Genomic DNA, 17368 nt, shown 5'->3' with positions numbered 1-17368 from the left:
TAATTTTAAACTGTTTTTTAAAATTTATTCTCATAGATAATTACTTGTAATCTGGCCATATTTCATACGGGTTTACTTTACACAGGAAATCTCGTAAATCTTTATAATTGAGAAAAAGAAAGATTGATACCCTAATATTTTAATAAGTTTATGCTAGAGTTTTATAATAAAAACGACTTTACATGTTCATTAACGTACCATTTCGTAATTAACTTCTTTTACACCCCCTTTTAAATCAGCAGCCAATTTTTCAATATCACGTGAGAAGATTCGATCTTTTGTAATTGTTGGAACAGATTTTCTAATTCTTGAATAAAGTTTCGTTGTTTCTGGAGCTAACTTACTTACACCTCTAATATCAGCAGCCTGAGCAGCACAGATAGCTTCGATGGCAAGTACCCTTCTACTATTTTGAATAATTTGATAAGCATGGCGAGCAGCAGTTGTTCCCATACTCACATGATCTTCTTGATTAGCAGAAGATGGAATAGAGTCTACACTAGAAGGATGAGCTAATGTTTTATTTTCCGAAACTAATGAAGCAGCAGCATATTGAGTAATCATTAAGCCTGATTGAAGACCAGGGTCAGGACTTAAAAATGCCGGTAAATCACTTAGTTGGGGATTCACCAATCGTTCGATACGTCTTTCAGAAATATTTCCTACTTCAGACATTGCAATTCCAAGAAAGTCCATCGCAAAAGCGATAGGTTGTCCATGAAAGTTTCCACCGGAAATAACATTTCCACTGTCCGAGAAGATTAGTGGATTATCTGTTGCTGAGTTTATCTCAATCGATAGTTTCTCTTTTACATAATTTAAAACTTGTTGAATAGCACCATGGACTTGTGGGATGCATCGTAATGAATACGCATCTTGAACTCGAATTTGTCCTTGAGTAGTGGTTAGTTGACTACCGTCAAGGTAAGAAAGAATTCGTTCAGCCACTTGTTTCTGTTCAGGGTAAGGCCTTACAGAATGAGATTCTGGCGTGAAAGCGTCAACAATTCCTTGTAAACCTTCTAACGTTAGGGAAGCAATTCCATCTGAAAGGTCAGCTAACTTTTGAGCCTCCATATAAGCAACCACACCTACAGCAGTCATGGCTTGGGTTCCATTGATTAAAGCAAGCCCTTCCTTAGCTTGCAATTTGATTGGTTGAAGACCTGCTAATTTCAATGCTTCTGCACCTGACATTTTTTCACCATTAAAGACGGCTTCTCCTTCTCCAACTAATAATAGGGCTAAGTGCGATAGAGGAGCTAGGTCACCACTTGCTCCTAGCGATCCTTGACTAGGAATAACTGGAACGATATTTTGATTTAAACAATCTATTAATAACTGCAGTGTTTCTAGACGAATTCCTGAATAGCCTTTCGCTAATGCATTAGCTCTTAGAAGTAACATAACCTGGCTTACTTCTATAGGAAATGGCTCTCCAAGCCCACAAGCATGACTTCGAATTAAATTGATTTGTAAGTCAGCTAAATCGTCCTTCGAAATTACTGTGTCACTGAATTTTCCAAATCCTGTGTTCACACCGTAAATTACCTTGTTATTGGTAATGCTATCCTCCACTAAAGCTCTACTTCTTTTGATATTTTCTAGAGCGTGGTCACTAATTTTAACAGAATAACCTTCATAAATAACTTGATGAATTTGTTCATACGTTAATGAGTTACCGTCTATTTGAACGAACATTCTAATCACTCCTCTTTAAATTAAAAAATCTTATTTTTTTGAACATAAAAAGGGGCTATACCAAAAAAGAAACAAATCTTTTTTGATATAGCCCCCTATAAACTAAACTGAATAAACTATGGGCTTTAAATACAATTTTAAATATCTAAAACAAACATAACTAACAATTCTAAATGAATCTATACTTTAAGGTCTAAAACTTAAAGCAACTAATGTATCTGAAACTAGTATCTCTTTATCTGAATAATTTGTCAATTATTTTTTGAAAAATTTAAAATTATTTATTTAAATTACCTTGAATAGAGTTTTTTAGATATGGTTGAACCCAAAACCTAATGCATCATGTTCAAACCCTTTTTTGGGAGCCCCTATAGTTCCATAGACACATACACTAATCCATTCTCCACCATAACCAGAGGAATCAATATTTCCTCTAACAATTGAAAAAGTTAAACCAACTGTACGTAAAATATCTCCTAACTGTAAAGTCCCTCTACTTACTCCCTGAATTGCTTCCAATATGGCATGATAAAGAGCATGGACTTCCCTATACGAATTAGCATTTATAATATGGTTATTTTTAGCACTTGTTTCAACAGCAGCAACTACTTTTGATAGCTCCATAGCCCCAACTTTTCCAACTGTATAGTTATAACCCCTTGAGTCCAGTTCTTGTTCAACTTCTTTCACCAGTTCAGTATTATGCAAGAGAACCAATAAAGAAGTTAACTTACCCATTGAAAAATTATTCTTTTGTTTAACCTGATTGCTCATAAGATGTTCCCCCTTTGTGCTTCCCTTACTACTAGATTAGTATATACTGAAGAGTATATTAGGTGTCAACCCAGCCTTTGGTAGCGCATACATTCTTGCGTTGACAACTATTTATTCGGTAGATATACTAAATATAATTCTGAAAATTCTAGATAATATAGCCTTTAGTGGATGAATTAAATTTTAGTTAATGGAGGATCTTAACAAAAAGATGGAAATATAAAAATTAGGTATGATGTTATTTTTTAGAATAGGGTTTTCTCCAAGAGAGTAGATCAGATACTTATCAAACTTAAAAAAATTACTTATATAAGTTTATTTAGGCGTAGTTAAGTAAATAAGACAAGACTCCAATTTAGTTATTAGTTTATAGAATGGAACTTGGCAAAAAGGAAATTAGTATTTTTGCGAAGTTTTTTTGTGTTGGAAAGACTTATAGTAACTTGGAAAGGAAAGCTAAATTATATTTTGTGAGGTTTTAATAGCTATTTTAAAAATCATAAAGAAACTATCTTCATTCAAAACATATTTTAAATTATCTCCAACCAATCTGCTCATTTAAATTTTTAGTTTAAAGGAGAACCCTGCTTATAACATAAAAATAATTAAATCATACTATTAGGAAGAGGGTTATACATGCATAGTAAAAAAATAGAAATACCCAATGAGCTTCAAAGAAATATGAAAAGCAGACATTTATTTATGATTTCAATTGGTGGAGTAATTGGAACAGGCCTTTTTCTAAATTCGGGTCATATTATCAATGAAGCAGGTCCTGGTGGGGCTATATTAGCTTACCTTGTTGTGGGTTTCTTAATGTACTTAGTTATGCTTTGTCTTGGTGAATTGACCGTATCTATGCCGGTGACAGGATCATTTCAAGCCTACGCAACAAAATATATAGGACCTGGAACAGGTTTTACTGTGGGATGGATGTACTGGTTGAATTGGGCAGTTACAGTAAGTGTCGAATTCACAGCATCTGGATTATTAATGCAGCGCTGGTTTCCTGATATTCCTGTTTGGGTTTGGTGTGCTATTTTTGGAACTTCTTTGTTTATCATTAACTCTCTGTCTACTCGCAGTTTTGCAGAAACAGAATTTTGGTTTTCAAGTATTAAAATCGTAACCATTTTATTATTTATAATAATTGGGGCAGGTATAATTTTTGGATTTCTTGATACTCATGGGGCAAAAAATCCAGTTCAAAGTGTTTCTACCATAATGAATAATGGAGGACTTTTTCCAAATGGATTTAGTAGTGTTTTCTTTGCCATGATTGGAGTTGTTTTTTCTTTTCAGGGAACCGAATTGATTGGTATTGCAGCTGGAGAATCTGAAAATCCACATAGGGAAATCCCTAGAGCTATTAAAAATACGGTTTGGCGAACAGTATTTTTTTATGTCATTTCCATGCTTATCCTCGTTAGTTTAGTCTCCTGGAAAAAAGCAGGATCAGTAGATAGCCCATTTGTCTATGTTTTCGACAATGTCGGGATACCGTATGCAGCAGATGTAATGAATTTTGTTATTCTTACTGCGGTTTTATCGGTTGCAAATTCAGGATTATATGCTTCTACACGAATGCTATGGGCTATGAGCTGCGAAGGATTTGCTGGGAAATCTTTTTCAAAATTAAGCCAAAAAGGGGTACCATTACGGGCATTAAGTGTAACTTTTTTAGTAGCATGTCTATCCCTCTTAACAAGCTTCATTGCTGCTAATACTGTTTTTCTAATTTTAGTATCGATTGCTGGTCTAGCTGGTATCACTGTTTGGATGTTAACTGCCTTATCTCAATTAAATTTCCGGAAAGCTTATATTGCGGAGGGAAATGATATTAATCAATTAAACTTCCGTACACCCCTGTATCCTATTGTTCCAATTACCTGCTTTGTACTCTGTTTAGTAGTCATTGTTAGTATGGCTTTTGTTGATTCTCTCAGGGCTGCTTTATATTGCGGTATCCCATTTGCAATTGGGTGCTATGCCTACTATTACTTACGTATTCATAAGAAGATAGATAAGGAAAAAGATACAGTAATATTGAAGAGAAGTTCTGGGGAATAGACCAAGTGGGAATTACATTCTTCCTTTAATTAATGAATCATTGAGTAAATCACGATATTTTCATTACCTTTTTTGATTTTTTAGCAGATTTTATCCCTGGATAAGATCTGCTTTTTAATTACACTAACAAACATTATACACGAATTAATCCTTCAACCCTTTTTATAAAACATGTGATTAGACTCTGCCATCTGAATATGGGTTACCTCTATATTTTTGAAAAAGACCTTTATTATACTCTACATTTATTTTTCGTCTTTTTCTTTCTTTTATAATTCTTATAAATTATATCACCTTCTTTTATGTTAATTTCACATATCAATTAGATATTGAAACCTCTTACACTTTTTCTAATCATGATAATCACTCTAAAATTCATCTTAAAATCACATTAAAAATAGATGAAAATAGTAGAAAATTATAAATTTAGTGGTATAGTAACAGCTACATAAGCTCTCTAAGAAAGAAACTTTATTATAAATTAGCTATATTAGATTAATAAAGACAGGAGTAATTGTAATGAAAAAATTGACCTTAATATTTGTATTAATATTTGCAATAGCTTTACCAAATGTTGCTCAGGCAAAAGGATTTAGTGGTCATAGTTCTTTCAGTCACAGTTCTTCGTTCAGTTCTCATTCAGGTAGGGAGACATATTCAAGTGGCACTTATCATTCTGGATATAAGTCTCCGTCAAGCAACGTTACAAGAACACCATCATATACTAGGTCTCACACGACATATAACCAGACCCCGCCTTCACGAGCAAAAAGTATACTGACTCATGTTGCAGCTTTTGGAACAGGTGCGTTTTTAGGGCATATGCTTCATCCATTTGGTGGGAATTATAACGGTGCATATGGAAATAATCCTTCACATGGATTTTCTTTTTTAGGAATTCTTGTAGATATACTTGTGATTTTAGTCATCATTTGGGTAGTTAAAAACATCTTTACAAGAAGAAGATATTAAGGAGAAATTTAGAATGGAAGTACTATTTAACGAACAAGATATTGTGGATAGCGTTTGTATTTATATTGCTCTAAAAGAAAGAATTGAACCTGAACAGGTAGAAGTAGATTTGGAGCTTCATCCTTCCCTTGGGATTACTGCTTCCACCTTAGCATTAGGACGTACAGCGCGATTGCATGAACAAGACATCATTGATGCTGTTGCAGTATATTTACAGGACTATCACCAGTTAGTCGCGAATCATCTACAAGTTAATTTATCTTTTTCGGAAAAGAATAGATTTACTGCATCTATTCAAGTATTAAGTAATTAGTAATTAGTAATTACTAATTACTTTTGACATGAGACTTCCGAGCATTTTCGTACTGGAACCAATAAGTTCTCTCATTATAAGTTTAGTTTATTATAAAAAGATATATATAAATGTGAAATAAAAAGAAGCCTCAGTCTTTAAAAAAGAAGGCTTCTTTTTAATGAATTTCTTCTATATTACATCGTTTTTATTAAGATACAGATTTAAGTTCCTCTGTTAAACGTAAAAAAGCTTGTTTATCTTTATTCTTTAAAGACTGATCTATTTCCTTAAGGATCTTACTTCTTTTGAAATCGTTCATCGTTTGATCCAAAAACAATTCAGTCAGCATTTCATCACATAAACTTGGATAATTTTCGTTAAGTACATTATTTTCCATTAAAAATCAGCCCCTTTATCTTTTCTCCTCTTTAAACATTATTCTCCTTTTTAACGTTGTTTATACGAGATTGATAGATAAAATAAAATAATGAATATATTTACTCCATGTATTGATAATCCTCTTGTTATTCTAATTGTTATTTCATACTTATAAACTCTAAAGCGAGCATAAAAACTGTTTTATTTATTTGTTGAAGGAGATCTACAAACTAACTTTTAAGAATATAGGTTCTAACAGTCATGTTTAACAACAGCAAACCATTAGCTTAATCTATTTTCCTATCAGAAACGTTCGTAAAAGTGCATAGTTTTTAAAAGACTTTCGTCATTTATTTTTTAAACTTAATTAAACGATGAAAATGGCAGGTTCTCCATATACGAGAAAAGTTCGTAAACATATACTTTTGCGGACTGTTCTTTGATTTTAGTCCAACATTTTAACATATACAGTCTCTTTCTAATTATTTAATTTTTTAGCTACCTATAAGAATTTTCCATGATGTCCCTAATATTGCTTAAAAAGCAGAATATTCAATTATTTTAATTTATTTCGTAAGCGATTACATATATAATGAAATAAGGTTGGATAGCAAGCTTGGCTATCATTGTATATGGCGTAGGCGGGGCCAAAGTACAAGATGAAAATAGCTTATCATATAAAATATTTTGTTAATTTGTATGTATAAGAGATTGCTAGTTAGACAATAATAAAAAATAGGAACTTGCATAAAGGAGGTCAAACTATTGAGCGAATATAAACAGGTTTTCTCTACATTTATTAATGAAGAACGATTTGATTTACATTCATACCTTACTTATTTATTTATCAATGAATGTCAGGAAGATGTAGTAAATCAGTTAGAACAGAAACATGTAAACCAATAAATTTATAAATAGGAAAAAGGAAGGGGTAAATAATAATGAATGGAAAAATCGTGTAGGTGACTTTATCTTTCTGAGCAGAAGGAATAGGTCGCCTATTGGTACTTCTACTTAAGTATTTAATACACTAAATTCAATGTTAAATCTTTTGGAAGATTAAAGGGCTTATAACGGAAGTACTTTATTATTTACTTAAGCTAACGAGGCAGGTTAGTTTAATATTTGGCAATTTATTTTTCTAGGGTTTTCTTGAAAATGGATGGTTCTTTTTTAACGTGAAATTGCTCTTTTAAAAAGCCCCTTAAATCTCTCTCTATCTTCGGGTGTAAATGGTTTTGGCCCCTTTGTACGCTTTCCGCTTTTTCGCGCCATTGCACTCAGATAACGTGTTTGTAATAAGTGGTCAATGTTTTCATTTGTATAGCTAGACCCATTATGGTGAAGTACCGCACACCCTTTTGCTAAACCTAGCGAAGCAAGGCCATAATCTTGCGTAACGATTATATCCCCTTTTTCTACTAACCCCATAATCCGATAATCCGCAGCATCTGCTCCAGAATCAACATAAATGGTTTCCACTCCTGATGGTTGTTCCACATTAGAAAAATGAGAAAAGCTAGTAACAAGGAAAACAGGAATTTCAGCATTCGTACCTTCAGAGATAATAATATCTTTTACTGGACAAGCATCTGCATCAACATAAATTTTCATCTTTAACTCTCCCCGTAAATAAGTTTGAGTTGATGATAATGGAAGACTTATCCTTTGTCAAACGATAAAGATATTTTACCTAAAATTATTAAAAAACAATTGTTGTATTAAAGCGCGCGTTTGATGCTCTCTCTTTTAAAAGGAGAAGCTAATTTGATCTCACGTAACCTTCTAAAGTATGAAAAAGATGTTATTATCACATATGAAACCCATAATAATAATGATGTGTTTTCTATTTATTGGGAGTGTGGTGATATTTGTTTTTAATTCATTTATGTGAACCTTGTAATGTTGAGGAAATAACAACTCAAATAGATCCGAAATATAAATGCCCTAAGTGTGGACTATTGACTGAAGATAGATGGATTGATGAAGAAAAGGAGTATGAATCGTGAGTTTTAAGAGGGAGAATTAAATACCTTATACATATAAAATATACGTAACTAAGCGTCCTGAAAGGTAAGCAAAATAAAAAGCAACCTCGCTATTGGCAAGCGAGGTTGTTTTCATATAAGGGGTCGTTCAAACGTATCCGAGAATGAACAACCTGACTGTAACATATTTTTAATATTCATACTATTTTTGATGTGCTCTACATATGTATAAAAGGTGGTTCTTTTATACATCAACATCTCTTTGGTTGTGCTCCTAAACGTTAGTGTGTCAAGGATGTATAAAAAAACTGCATAAAGCAAAAAGAGAACCCTTGGCTACCAAGGGTTCTCTTTTTGCTTGTGTACCGGAAGAGGTATTATGTAAACTGATTTTGTATATGATATACAGGTTTAGCTAGTACTTTTATATTTCTCAGATTATCTATTTTCAAATTATAATGTAATTAGCTGCTTAGGTGATCAAATAGGAAAGGTGGCTAGTTAATGAAAAATTGGGTGTCGTTTACCGACAAAGAGTATAAACAAATTTGGAAGCAGGTATATAAAGATTTTAAATTTAATCCAAGTATTTCTAAATTCCCATCATTTAAGGTGCCTTACCCTTTTATAACTTATGATATTTCCGATTATTTCGGTGAATCGGTACCAGGTGTAGATACTTATGATGACCTTGAAGAAAAAGCATTACTTGCGTTTAAAGAGAACACATTAGCTGAAGAATGCATCCTAGCACTGAATTGGCAACACGACTGTTATTGGGTAAATCCACGTTTGAAATTCGAAAGAGATGAATTTGGAGAATGGACAATACCAATTTTTCCAGATGGTGATTATTATTTTTTTATCCAGAAAGATTTTAAGTGGGGCTTTTTGGGACACCCTTGGGAACGAAGTATAACGATATTTGGAAAAGATTTAATAAGTACTTTTGATAAACACAAACCTATAATGTTTCGTGAAATTTTAAGAGAGGGCTAACTCATTAGAGTTAACCTTTTTTCTGCTACCGAGAATGTGTTTTATGTTAACCGGCTTTATATATTTTACACAATCAAAAAAGAAAAGCTCCCTATTTCCGTAGGGAGCTTTCTGCTACATGAATTATCACATAGGTTAATGCGTTGGGGCATATTTAATAGTTTACTTTCTATTATAAATATTATTCAACGTAGGGGACGTAAACGTGATACGATAAGAGGCATTTTCACAATATTTACATCAAAACTCATAACAAACCATTTAAGAGTAATCCCTTTTTGTTTTATAAAGCTTACTTAGATGAGCTAATGGTCTTTACTCTTACATAAGTAATCAATACTCTCTTTTTAAAAACTTTAAATTTGTTAATAGCAATGAAGTAATTAATATAAAGATAGCCATAGCCCACCAGAATGCATTAACTGGGTTGTCATGATCAACAATAATCAGCCTTATAATGGCTGTAATGCCAATATAAATTAAATAGCGTAATGGAAAGTGAAAATGAGACTTAAAGTATTTGATAATTAAAGCTATAAACTCAAAATATAAAAAGAAAGTTAATAACTCTTCAGTAAATGAATAATAATCTTTATTTTCAGCTGTCACGAATGCTACATAAGAAAAAATGTATCCTGTTTCTTTTATAAGTAGAAAACTTAAAGTAAGTCCTATAAAAAACAAGCAGGTATTTAACAGTATTTGTAACATGTCAGGTAATTGAACAATAATCTTTTTTAAATCAAGTGCTCTCTTTTGCATTTTAAATAAATAACTCCTTATTTTATTACAGTGATTTCCCCTGAAGTCAGGGTTATTTTAAAGGTTCGATATGTTTTTTATGTGTAGTGTACTGTGGTTGGCTATTTATCTTACAAATAATCAAAATTGAATTATCTATTGATTGATGCCATTAAATATGTGTTTTTTACATTTCTTATATATGGATACTAATAGCTTGCCTTGTTTGTAAAGAACAGTGTGTTTTATAGATACAAAAGGAAATCACATGATAAAAAATTTACAAAATAATTAATTCAATAACATGAATTGTAAGGCTTTTAGATAGGAAACGGTAGTCCGTATACAAGGATTTTTAAATTTTAATAAGCTAACGTGAATTGCTGCTAGAGAATGTAACGAGAGGTGGACCAGAAGTTAATTTGAACAAATACATAACTTTATTAAAGTGTAAACTTAAAATCTTGCTTTCAATTTTTAAACACAATTAGTCTTCTATCTAAACCTGTAATCAAAGATTTTCCCTGCTACGAAATGACTCCAATAACTTTTCCAATCGTAATGAAGGTGATGCACCATAAAAGAGCACCAATTGCAACAAATAAAAGATATGTTTTAAATTTCATCTGTGAAATTCCTGAAAAATAGCATGTTAGATGGCGTAAGCCAGGGATGAAATATCCAAAGATAAGCGAATAGGCACCATATTTGTCCATCCATTTTTCTACTCTTAACATTCTCTGCTCTTTTAGCCCCACCCATTTCCCATATTTCTTCACTAAGGGACGGCCAAATTTACGCCCGATTAAATAACTAATTAACATGCCTACCAGGGCACCTGTAAAACTAATGACGATGGCAAATTCATAGTTTAATACTCCAACATGCGTAAAATAACCAACTAACGTCATTAACGCCTCATCAGGTATTGGTAAACCTACAATTCCAAGTGTAAGCATTAAGAAAATAGCAATATAACCATAATTAGTGATTAAATGCTCAATTGTCTCCATATTTATGTCCCCATTTCTTTTGGGTATTCAGATTTTAAATGAAAGGAAATTTTTACGTATTACAAAAATATTGCTCAAAACAGGATGTGTAAGGAATAAGAAAGGTGGCAGCAAATGAACAGTTATACACTTGAATAATCTCAAATAGTTTAATTGCTAATCTTTTCTTTTTAATTACATACATTTAGATAATTAAATGATTTAGGATTGCTAAACCTACTCATGTAAATGTTTAGAACTTTTATAAAGCCTATCTAATATAAAAATAAATCAACTATTGTGTTTATACCACTCCCTATTAAAGCAAGTTGCCAGGTTAACTTAATTTTGTTTTTTGTTGTTATGCGTTGGTTTTTAAACATGTCTATTACAAATAAACAAATCCAAATTATAATAAATGCTTCAAAAAAATTTCCGAAAAAATTAAATATAATCTCCACAATTATCACTTCCATTAAATTATTCTTTTACATTTACAAGTAAGCTTTAATCCGTTTTCAACGTCTTAATTGCTCAATTTATTCCTCTCCCATGCAGAGATGAAAAAGAAAATGTATTTTAGATTTCAATGAACTCATGCTTTTTCCATACACATTAGCAATTACCAAACTATCTAGAAAGATATGTTTTAAATACGATCTAAAGTAATATCTATCAGTAAAGTAGTGAATTCCACATTCTACATACGTTTCTCTTGTGAAGATTTGCGCTTTTTTGGCTCTTCTTTTTCTTTAATTAAACAGACCTTAGTTCGATTGATTAATTTACCGTCGACTTAGTTAGCTGGTTTGTTTACCTTCTTTAAACGTATAAAGACCTATTGTTGTTGTTTATATGCCTAGCACAATGAATATCATAAAGTATATGGTTACCATATAGTCAAGCGCGGTTTTATAAGTAAAATCCGTTTTATTACTGTGAGCTAGGGCTGATTTGCTTTGACTTGAAATAAAAAGAGAAGAACTTTTGGTACTATCTGTATTACTAATAGAAAAACAATTGAATCTCTTTACATTCTTAAATTACTATAGCTAAAATTAAATCTTTACATGCAAAAAGCACTAATGGCCTACATACCAACTGCCAATTAATGCTTCATACAATTCTTTATTATATTTTTCTTTTTAGAGGATTTATTAATAAATGATTTAGTTTCTTTATCGAACTTGAAGTTGGATTCGGGTAACTGAATTTTCTATCCCATCTGCCATTACTTCATCGATCATATACTCCTCATACGCATACTTCCCTATTTTCAGCCCCTGTTCTTCCACAAATCGAATAATTCGATTATAGGTATGATCGGATTCGTCACCTCTTTGATATCCAACAACATATAGTCCTTGGGGACGTATGTGACAATGTACTTTGCCTCTCGCTTCTGGAATTTTGACATATAAGTGTTTGTAATTATTAAACTCATGTTTTTGGATTTGTTCTCTCGCGAGCATTGCTCCGATAGGATAACCCCTATCCAATTTATGAAGTTGAGTATAATGAATGAGTTCCGGAATAACCGTAGTATATTTTTGGTCGGCTTCTTCTAGAATATTTTCACTAATCATAAAGGTTTCTTCCTCTAAATGTTGCACTGAAATAGACGAAAAATCGGTTCTCAAGGCATGTTCTGTTAACTGTAAACGCGTCTGAATAATTGCCTGCAAGTGATTAAGATGTTTAATTTTTTCTTCAATTTCAAACGCTTTTTCCTTTAAAAGTGTAATCATATTTCTTGGGTTTTTATCTGTTAAGAGAGTTTTTATCTCTTTTAGTGGGACACCAAATTCTTTAAATAAGGCAATCACTTGAAAGACTTCAAATTGTTCATACAAATAGTACCTATATCCATTTTCTTTTTTTATTTGAGGTGAAAGTAACCCTATCTCGTCATAATGAAACAGAGTTTGTTTTTTTACACGACAGAGATTTGCGAATTCACCAGTAGTAAAATACCTTTCTAACTCTTCACTCATAAAATCCTCCTTGACTATACGGTAACCATATACTTTATGATGTTCATTGTACTGGAAAGGAGATATAAATAGCAATGTTAAGTCCTTTACTCTTTTTATGTAGGTGGAAAGAGTAATTAATAATGAATTTAAAGATAAAGTGATAAATAAAATTAAAATTTGTTTAATTAAAGAAAAGGAAGAGTTGAAAAGATGCAAGAGATAAAAAAGAAAAAATCCTCCGTAGGTGAACTTCTTCAAGGTATATGGTCCAAAAACCGTAAGGGTATTAGTTTTACCTATATGCTCACTATTGTTGAGAATATATGTGATCTCCTGTACGCTGCAACCACTGGTTTTGCAATCGATGGCTTGCTTAAAGGGAATCCTTCTAGTCTTATACCACTTGCTTTACTATGGGTCCTTCATCTAGGAGTCGGGTTGTTCAGACACGTTTACGATACAAAAGTATTTGTTGGAATTTATTCTAATGTTGCTGGAGATATGGTGGAGCGTCAGCGTGCGGATGGAGTAAAAGGAACTCGAATTGTAGGACGCGTCTCACTGTCTCGGGAGGTAGTAGATTTCTTTCAAATGGAGCTACCGGCAGTTGCAACAACGGTTATTAGGTTTTTAGGAGCTATTATCATGCTATTTTTTTATGATTCGTTCATTGGACTTTTAAGTCTATTGGCAATGATTCCAATACTGGTCATAAATCATTGGTTTGGTAGACGCTCTTATCGTCTGAATCATGCACTTAACAATCAGATTGAAGAAGAAGCAGATATTGTTGTTCATGGTCCACTTACCATTGTTCAAAAACATTTTGCACGATTACGCTTATGGCGTATTGCCATTTCTAATGCTGAGGCTAAAACGTGGGGGATGATGGAAGTCGTTGTTATTCTCTTAACCCTAACTGCACTCCTCAGACTTACAGGGGTTGAGGGTATTACGGCTGGTGCTATTTATGCAGTCCTGGCTTATATTTGGATGTTCCAAGAGGCCGTAATCGCTCTTCCTGAAATTGTACAAAATATCTCGCGTGTATTTGATATTGGTGAACGCGTTGCTGAAGACGTTAACAGCTAAAACCACAAAATCTTAGCCAACCATTATTGTTATGTTATTTCCTAAATTATTGTTGTTGTCTTTTCAGAGAAATAAGTCCGTAAATATAGGTTAGGAGGATTTTTAATGAAAAAAATTGAAACTAATCGACTAATAATAAGAAATTTTTATAAAGCAGACTCTCGAGGTCTCTTAGAATACTTGGCTAATCCAAGGGTAAGTTGCTTTCTTGAAGATAAAGTTCAGACAATAGAAGAAGCTGCCTTGAAAATTCAAAAAAGAGGAGAAGACGATTCTATTATTGCGGTCTGCTTAAAAGAGAGTGATTATCTAATAGGAGAAATATTCTATTTAAAAGAAGAGCAAGACACTTATTCCATTGGTTGGCATTTTAATGCTCAATATGAAGGAAAAGGATATGCAAGTGAGAGCGTAAAGGCCTTCCTTAAGTATTTATTTACTCAAAAGGATGCAAGAAGAGTTTATGCATACGTTGAGGAGGATAACTACAAATCACAAAAACTATGTAAGAAATTAGGAATGCGTAAAGAAGGATGTTTTGTTGAGTTTATTTCATTTACTACCTACGAAGATGGAACACCTAAGTATGAAAACACTCTTCAATATGCATTATTAAAAAATGAATGGATAAAAAATAGCTCTATTAATGAACTCTAAGGAAAAAATAACTTCGTAATTTAGATGAATAACGAAATAAGTATTAAATTCGTGGATACCCGTTTATCTAAGGGCGGACAATTTGTAAAATAAGAGTCTGTTTGTTGTTAATAAAGAAAACGATACATGACTTGGTAAAATTACCTCTAACAATTTGGGCCCTGTTCGGCCTTAAGGAGTTCCTTTTGTGATGTCTTCCGGAAATCCGTTTTATGGTAACTGAATTTAAAAAAGAGCACCCGTTCAAAGGTGCTCTTTTTACTTGTCGATACAATTTGTTCTTTGATCTTTTATGTACGTACGTATAGCAAATATTCCTATTACACTTAAAATAAGGATAATAACGTTAATAAACATGTCTAGTAAATTATTTAAAGGTAAGTATGACATGAGTAAAAGTGAAGGTATAAATAATACACATTCCCAAATCATCATGTCTTTAAATAGTTTTTTTGTATGTAACATATCGTTCAACTTTCTTTATTCCTCCGTTTCATAGCTTACAAAGTTCTTTTATTTAATAACTTCATTTAGGTTATCTTCTGCTTGCTTCATAGGTTTATATACGAATACGTGTAAGGATAGCCCTACAACTGCAGTAGCATTAAAAATAATACTTATTATTGGTAAAGTCCATTCAAGAAACATAGGCAAATGCTCATTAGTACTCATTGTAGAAGTACTAACTCCAATTATTAAAATGAAAATTAGCAAAGGTAAATTTTTAATCAATATGAATCCCCCTATACATTATCATTTTTATTTTACCATAAAAAGAAATAAATGTATTTTTAGTAAACGTGCTTATAATACATTTTATGTTAACTGATAGATAAATAAATGTTATTATTAACCATATGTTTAGTTCATGGAGGATCCAATTGAAGAAACGTTTTAGTCAATACTCTTTGTGGTTATCGTTGCTTGGAATTGTTATTGGAGTCGGTCAATATTTCACGTCAGTGTACAACTCAAATATTCTTTATATAGGAGTCGTTGTTTATCTTGCCGGCTTTACATGTGGAGTAATAGCTTTTGGAAAACATGAAAGAGGGCTAATGAAATACTTTAGTTTGACCTCATTTGTAGTAATCCCATTACTTATCATGTTAGGTATGCTATTTTTCGCAATGAATTTTGGTGAAAGTTAAAAGAAGCGAGCACAGAACGCTTGCTTCTTTGGTCTACTTAATCAGCACATTTGTCCCAATTAAAAGGCTTCTGCTCAAGTTTTTCTGCTTTTTTTTCATCGACTGTCATAACAACCCAAATGTTCCCCATTTTATTTAATACTTTCAATACGTTATTTCCATCAACTCTCTTATAAAGGAAATATCCTCTTGTTCCTTCTAATCCATTTTCCAAAAACAATCTCATTGACCCAATGCTACCTCCCACAAACAAGTGTTGCAATGAGATCTGATCAGAGTGGTCATTCATGCTATCTCCTACTTTTAAATCTAATTCTCTGTTTGTGAATTCCTGAAACCCAGATAAATCTAAGCTATAACTTTTAACAATATCTTTTAGCACCCTATCATCAAGTTTTTTACGATACTTTTCAAATTTCTCGCTACAAGCTTTCTCAGGTCGATTTCTTTCTTCTATTGAATTGGCAAATGCAGTTCCGTAATTTATTCCATAAGCGAAGATACCAAGTATCAGCAGTGAAAGCGCTACCCTTTTATTCATATATCTCATCCTATATTCATATTTTGTTGTATTTTTGCCCAGTTACGTTGATACTATCCTTCTGTTTTCCTAAAATGACTGCTGCTTTGATTTCATCATAATAAATGTGTATTCAATAGGGGATAGTAACTAAAAAATGTGAGGAAATAACATGAAAAAACTTACTTTAGTTATAGTCTTGTCGTTTGTAGTACTTGCTTATCCAAATCAAACCAATGCCAGTAAAATGCCTTGTAGTTTGATATTAGAACCTGTAGACAAACATTTAAAAAATGCAAAAGGAACAGCTCTAATTTACAAAGTACAATTGAACCAACCCAGTTTTGCTCGAACAAACATTAGTATTATGGCTGTCCACCTCCCTCACCCTTCTACTTATGGTAGGTATGATCAATATGAAGGATTTGCAACCATTCCAGGTTACATTAGTTGGCGTTTTAAACTATATTCTACACCTGAAGAAGATGGCGTTACGTGGGCTGGAAAGTTCGATTGGATTACGGAAGAGATGAAAAACGTCAAGATACAGGTGCGCCCTTCAAATTCTAAAACAGAAAAATTAGGATCACCACTCTTACAAGGTACCCTTTCATCTTGTAATTGAGCTAAATAGCTTACTACTTGAAACGGTTCGTTTAGTTTAATACATGCTCATTCAATATTTCTAAACTTTATGTAGGTGATTAAAAAAGAAACCTTTGTCCATATAGACAAAGGTTTTTCAAATTTATTGGAATAGGGGAAATATGTTATTAGTCTGGCCAGATTTATAGATTCATATACATATAACTTTAAAACTAAATGTTGTAATAGACTCTGTTTTAAAAAAATAACCTGATTTAAGTTCTGTTGTCAGTTAAGTAAATACTAAATTATTTTATTTATTATTAAGGTTTTACTATTTACAGTTAGTGGCGACAAATATATTGTTTGTCTACATGGAGTAAAATCAGTAACACTACTTTTAATAAAATACGTTTAGTTTTACTTAATAATATGACGAAAAGTAAACTAAACATAATCAGCTTTTTTAAAGGGGGA

19 protein-coding genes are annotated in these 17368 nt (G+C 32.3%); 9 read left to right on the top strand and 10 right to left on the bottom strand.

Going from position 1 to position 17368, the window contains the following annotated elements; genetic code table 11:
• Positions 1–189: 189 nt before the first annotated feature.
• Complete coding sequence (gene hutH, locus ACFX4G_RS25630; RefSeq protein WP_377577801.1) at positions 190–1701, bottom strand: histidine ammonia-lyase; 1512 nt, start codon at positions 1699–1701, stop codon at positions 190–192.
• A 309-nt stretch (positions 1702–2010) separates the two neighbouring features.
• Positions 2011–2475 carry a histidine utilization transcription antiterminator HutP gene (gene hutP, locus ACFX4G_RS25625; RefSeq protein ID WP_028408945.1) on the bottom strand — a complete coding sequence of 155 codons (465 nt, stop codon included), beginning with the start codon at positions 2473–2475 and terminating at the stop codon, positions 2011–2013.
• A gap of 636 nt (positions 2476–3111) precedes the next feature.
• On the opposite strand from hutP, the gene ACFX4G_RS25620 reads away from it, so the two are divergent.
• The 3 genes from ACFX4G_RS25620 (at position 3112) to ACFX4G_RS25610 (ending at position 5830) form a co-directional block, all read left to right on the top strand.
• Positions 3112–4545: an amino acid permease gene (locus ACFX4G_RS25620; protein WP_377577798.1), complete on the top strand. Its 1434-nt coding sequence runs from the start codon at positions 3112–3114 to the stop codon at positions 4543–4545.
• A gap of 519 nt (positions 4546–5064) precedes the next feature.
• Positions 5065–5517 carry a hypothetical protein gene (locus ACFX4G_RS25615; protein ID WP_377577795.1) on the top strand — a complete coding sequence of 151 codons (453 nt, stop codon included), beginning with the start codon at positions 5065–5067 and terminating at the stop codon, positions 5515–5517.
• A 13-nt stretch (positions 5518–5530) separates the two neighbouring features.
• Complete coding sequence (locus ACFX4G_RS25610; protein WP_028409937.1) at positions 5531–5830, top strand: DUF2653 family protein; 300 nt, start codon at positions 5531–5533, stop codon at positions 5828–5830.
• A gap of 190 nt (positions 5831–6020) precedes the next feature.
• Here the strand turns inward: ACFX4G_RS25610 and ACFX4G_RS25605 are convergent, their stop codons facing one another.
• A complete protein-coding gene (locus ACFX4G_RS25605) occupies positions 6021–6209 on the bottom strand; it encodes an IDEAL domain-containing protein (protein WP_098250210.1) in 189 nt (62 codons plus the stop codon).
• A gap of 746 nt (positions 6210–6955) precedes the next feature.
• Here ACFX4G_RS25605 and ACFX4G_RS25600 point away from each other — a divergent pair.
• Entirely contained in the window at positions 6956–7096 is a 141-nt protein-coding gene (locus ACFX4G_RS25600; RefSeq protein WP_179866295.1) for a hypothetical protein, read from the top strand.
• A gap of 267 nt (positions 7097–7363) precedes the next feature.
• On the opposite strand, the gene ACFX4G_RS25595 is transcribed toward ACFX4G_RS25600, so the two are convergent.
• Complete coding sequence (locus ACFX4G_RS25595; RefSeq protein ID WP_377577792.1) at positions 7364–7804, bottom strand: YaiI/YqxD family protein; 441 nt, start codon at positions 7802–7804, stop codon at positions 7364–7366.
• An 878-nt stretch (positions 7805–8682) separates the two neighbouring features.
• Between ACFX4G_RS25595 and ACFX4G_RS25590 the strand changes: the two genes are divergently transcribed.
• Entirely contained in the window at positions 8683–9177 is a 495-nt protein-coding gene (locus ACFX4G_RS25590; RefSeq protein ID WP_377577789.1) for a DUF2716 domain-containing protein, read from the top strand.
• A gap of 333 nt (positions 9178–9510) precedes the next feature.
• On the opposite strand, the gene psiE is transcribed toward ACFX4G_RS25590, so the two are convergent.
• The 3 genes from psiE to ACFX4G_RS25575 form a co-directional block, all read right to left on the bottom strand.
• Complete coding sequence (gene psiE / locus ACFX4G_RS25585) at positions 9511–9939, bottom strand: phosphate-starvation-inducible protein PsiE (RefSeq protein WP_307598504.1); 429 nt, start codon at positions 9937–9939, stop codon at positions 9511–9513.
• A gap of 506 nt (positions 9940–10445) precedes the next feature.
• Complete coding sequence (locus tag ACFX4G_RS25580) at positions 10446–10931, bottom strand: DedA family protein (protein ID WP_377577785.1); 486 nt, start codon at positions 10929–10931, stop codon at positions 10446–10448.
• 1157 nt (positions 10932–12088) lie between these two features.
• A complete protein-coding gene (locus ACFX4G_RS25575) occupies positions 12089–12904 on the bottom strand; it encodes a MerR family transcriptional regulator (protein WP_377577782.1) in 816 nt (271 codons plus the stop codon).
• A 192-nt stretch (positions 12905–13096) separates the two neighbouring features.
• On the opposite strand from ACFX4G_RS25575, the gene ACFX4G_RS25570 reads away from it, so the two are divergent.
• A complete protein-coding gene (locus ACFX4G_RS25570) occupies positions 13097–13978 on the top strand; it encodes an ABC transporter six-transmembrane domain-containing protein (protein ID WP_377577780.1) in 882 nt (293 codons plus the stop codon).
• 105 nt (positions 13979–14083) lie between these two features.
• Entirely contained in the window at positions 14084–14635 is a 552-nt protein-coding gene (locus tag ACFX4G_RS25565) for a GNAT family N-acetyltransferase (protein ID WP_377577777.1), read from the top strand.
• Between the two features lie 258 nt (positions 14636–14893).
• Here ACFX4G_RS25565 and ACFX4G_RS25560 read toward each other — a convergent pair whose 3' ends face one another.
• Both ACFX4G_RS25560 and ACFX4G_RS25555 read right to left on the bottom strand, forming a co-directional pair.
• On the bottom strand, positions 14894–15100 hold the full coding sequence (locus tag ACFX4G_RS25560) for a DUF6007 family protein (RefSeq protein ID WP_371400302.1): 207 nt from the start codon (positions 15098–15100) through the stop codon (positions 14894–14896).
• A gap of 48 nt (positions 15101–15148) precedes the next feature.
• Entirely contained in the window at positions 15149–15367 is a 219-nt protein-coding gene (locus ACFX4G_RS25555; RefSeq protein ID WP_098366527.1) for a hypothetical protein, read from the bottom strand.
• A gap of 149 nt (positions 15368–15516) precedes the next feature.
• Here ACFX4G_RS25555 and ACFX4G_RS25550 point away from each other — a divergent pair, with 149 nt between their 5' ends.
• Positions 15517–15786 (top strand): hypothetical protein, encoded by a 270-nt coding sequence (locus tag ACFX4G_RS25550; RefSeq protein WP_098366591.1) that lies wholly within the window; start codon positions 15517–15519, stop codon positions 15784–15786.
• A gap of 37 nt (positions 15787–15823) precedes the next feature.
• On the opposite strand, the gene ACFX4G_RS25545 is transcribed toward ACFX4G_RS25550, so the two are convergent.
• Entirely contained in the window at positions 15824–16327 is a 504-nt protein-coding gene (locus ACFX4G_RS25545) for a hypothetical protein (RefSeq protein ID WP_377577774.1), read from the bottom strand.
• A 151-nt stretch (positions 16328–16478) separates the two neighbouring features.
• On the opposite strand from ACFX4G_RS25545, the gene ACFX4G_RS25540 reads away from it, so the two are divergent.
• Entirely contained in the window at positions 16479–16931 is a 453-nt protein-coding gene (locus tag ACFX4G_RS25540; RefSeq protein ID WP_377577771.1) for a YoqH family protein, read from the top strand.
• The last annotated feature ends 437 nt before the right edge of the window (positions 16932–17368 follow it).

This window comes from Priestia sp. YIM B13486 (assembly GCF_042787865.1).
Lineage (GTDB): Bacteria > Bacillota > Bacilli > Bacillales > Bacillaceae_H > Priestia > Priestia megaterium.
Note: the sequence above shows the minus strand (reverse complement) of the source record. Positions and strands in the feature narration are given on the sequence as shown.

Coding starts and splice junctions, on each gene's coding strand:
- hutH (WP_377577801.1), bottom strand. CDS start 1,701: ATGTTCGTTCAAATAGACGGTAACTCATTAACGTATGAACAAATTCAT.
- hutP (WP_028408945.1), bottom strand. CDS start 2,475: ATGAGCAATCAGGTTAAACAAAAGAATAATTTTTCAATGGGTAAGTTA.
- ACFX4G_RS25620 (WP_377577798.1), top strand. CDS start 3,112: ATGCATAGTAAAAAAATAGAAATACCCAATGAGCTTCAAAGAAATATG.
- ACFX4G_RS25615 (WP_377577795.1), top strand. CDS start 5,065: ATGAAAAAATTGACCTTAATATTTGTATTAATATTTGCAATAGCTTTA.
- ACFX4G_RS25610 (WP_028409937.1), top strand. CDS start 5,531: ATGGAAGTACTATTTAACGAACAAGATATTGTGGATAGCGTTTGTATT.
- ACFX4G_RS25605 (WP_098250210.1), bottom strand. CDS start 6,209: ATGGAAAATAATGTACTTAACGAAAATTATCCAAGTTTATGTGATGAA.
- ACFX4G_RS25595 (WP_377577792.1), bottom strand. CDS start 7,804: ATGAAAATTTATGTTGATGCAGATGCTTGTCCAGTAAAAGATATTATT.
- ACFX4G_RS25590 (WP_377577789.1), top strand. CDS start 8,683: ATGAAAAATTGGGTGTCGTTTACCGACAAAGAGTATAAACAAATTTGG.
- psiE (WP_307598504.1), bottom strand. CDS start 9,939: ATGCAAAAGAGAGCACTTGATTTAAAAAAGATTATTGTTCAATTACCT.
- ACFX4G_RS25580 (WP_377577785.1), bottom strand. CDS start 10,931: ATGGAGACAATTGAGCATTTAATCACTAATTATGGTTATATTGCTATT.
- ACFX4G_RS25575 (WP_377577782.1), bottom strand. CDS start 12,904: ATGAGTGAAGAGTTAGAAAGGTATTTTACTACTGGTGAATTCGCAAAT.
- ACFX4G_RS25570 (WP_377577780.1), top strand. CDS start 13,097: ATGCAAGAGATAAAAAAGAAAAAATCCTCCGTAGGTGAACTTCTTCAA.
- ACFX4G_RS25565 (WP_377577777.1), top strand. CDS start 14,084: ATGAAAAAAATTGAAACTAATCGACTAATAATAAGAAATTTTTATAAA.
- ACFX4G_RS25560 (WP_371400302.1), bottom strand. CDS start 15,100: ATGTTACATACAAAAAAACTATTTAAAGACATGATGATTTGGGAATGT.
- ACFX4G_RS25545 (WP_377577774.1), bottom strand. CDS start 16,327: ATGAATAAAAGGGTAGCGCTTTCACTGCTGATACTTGGTATCTTCGCT.
- ACFX4G_RS25540 (WP_377577771.1), top strand. CDS start 16,479: ATGAAAAAACTTACTTTAGTTATAGTCTTGTCGTTTGTAGTACTTGCT.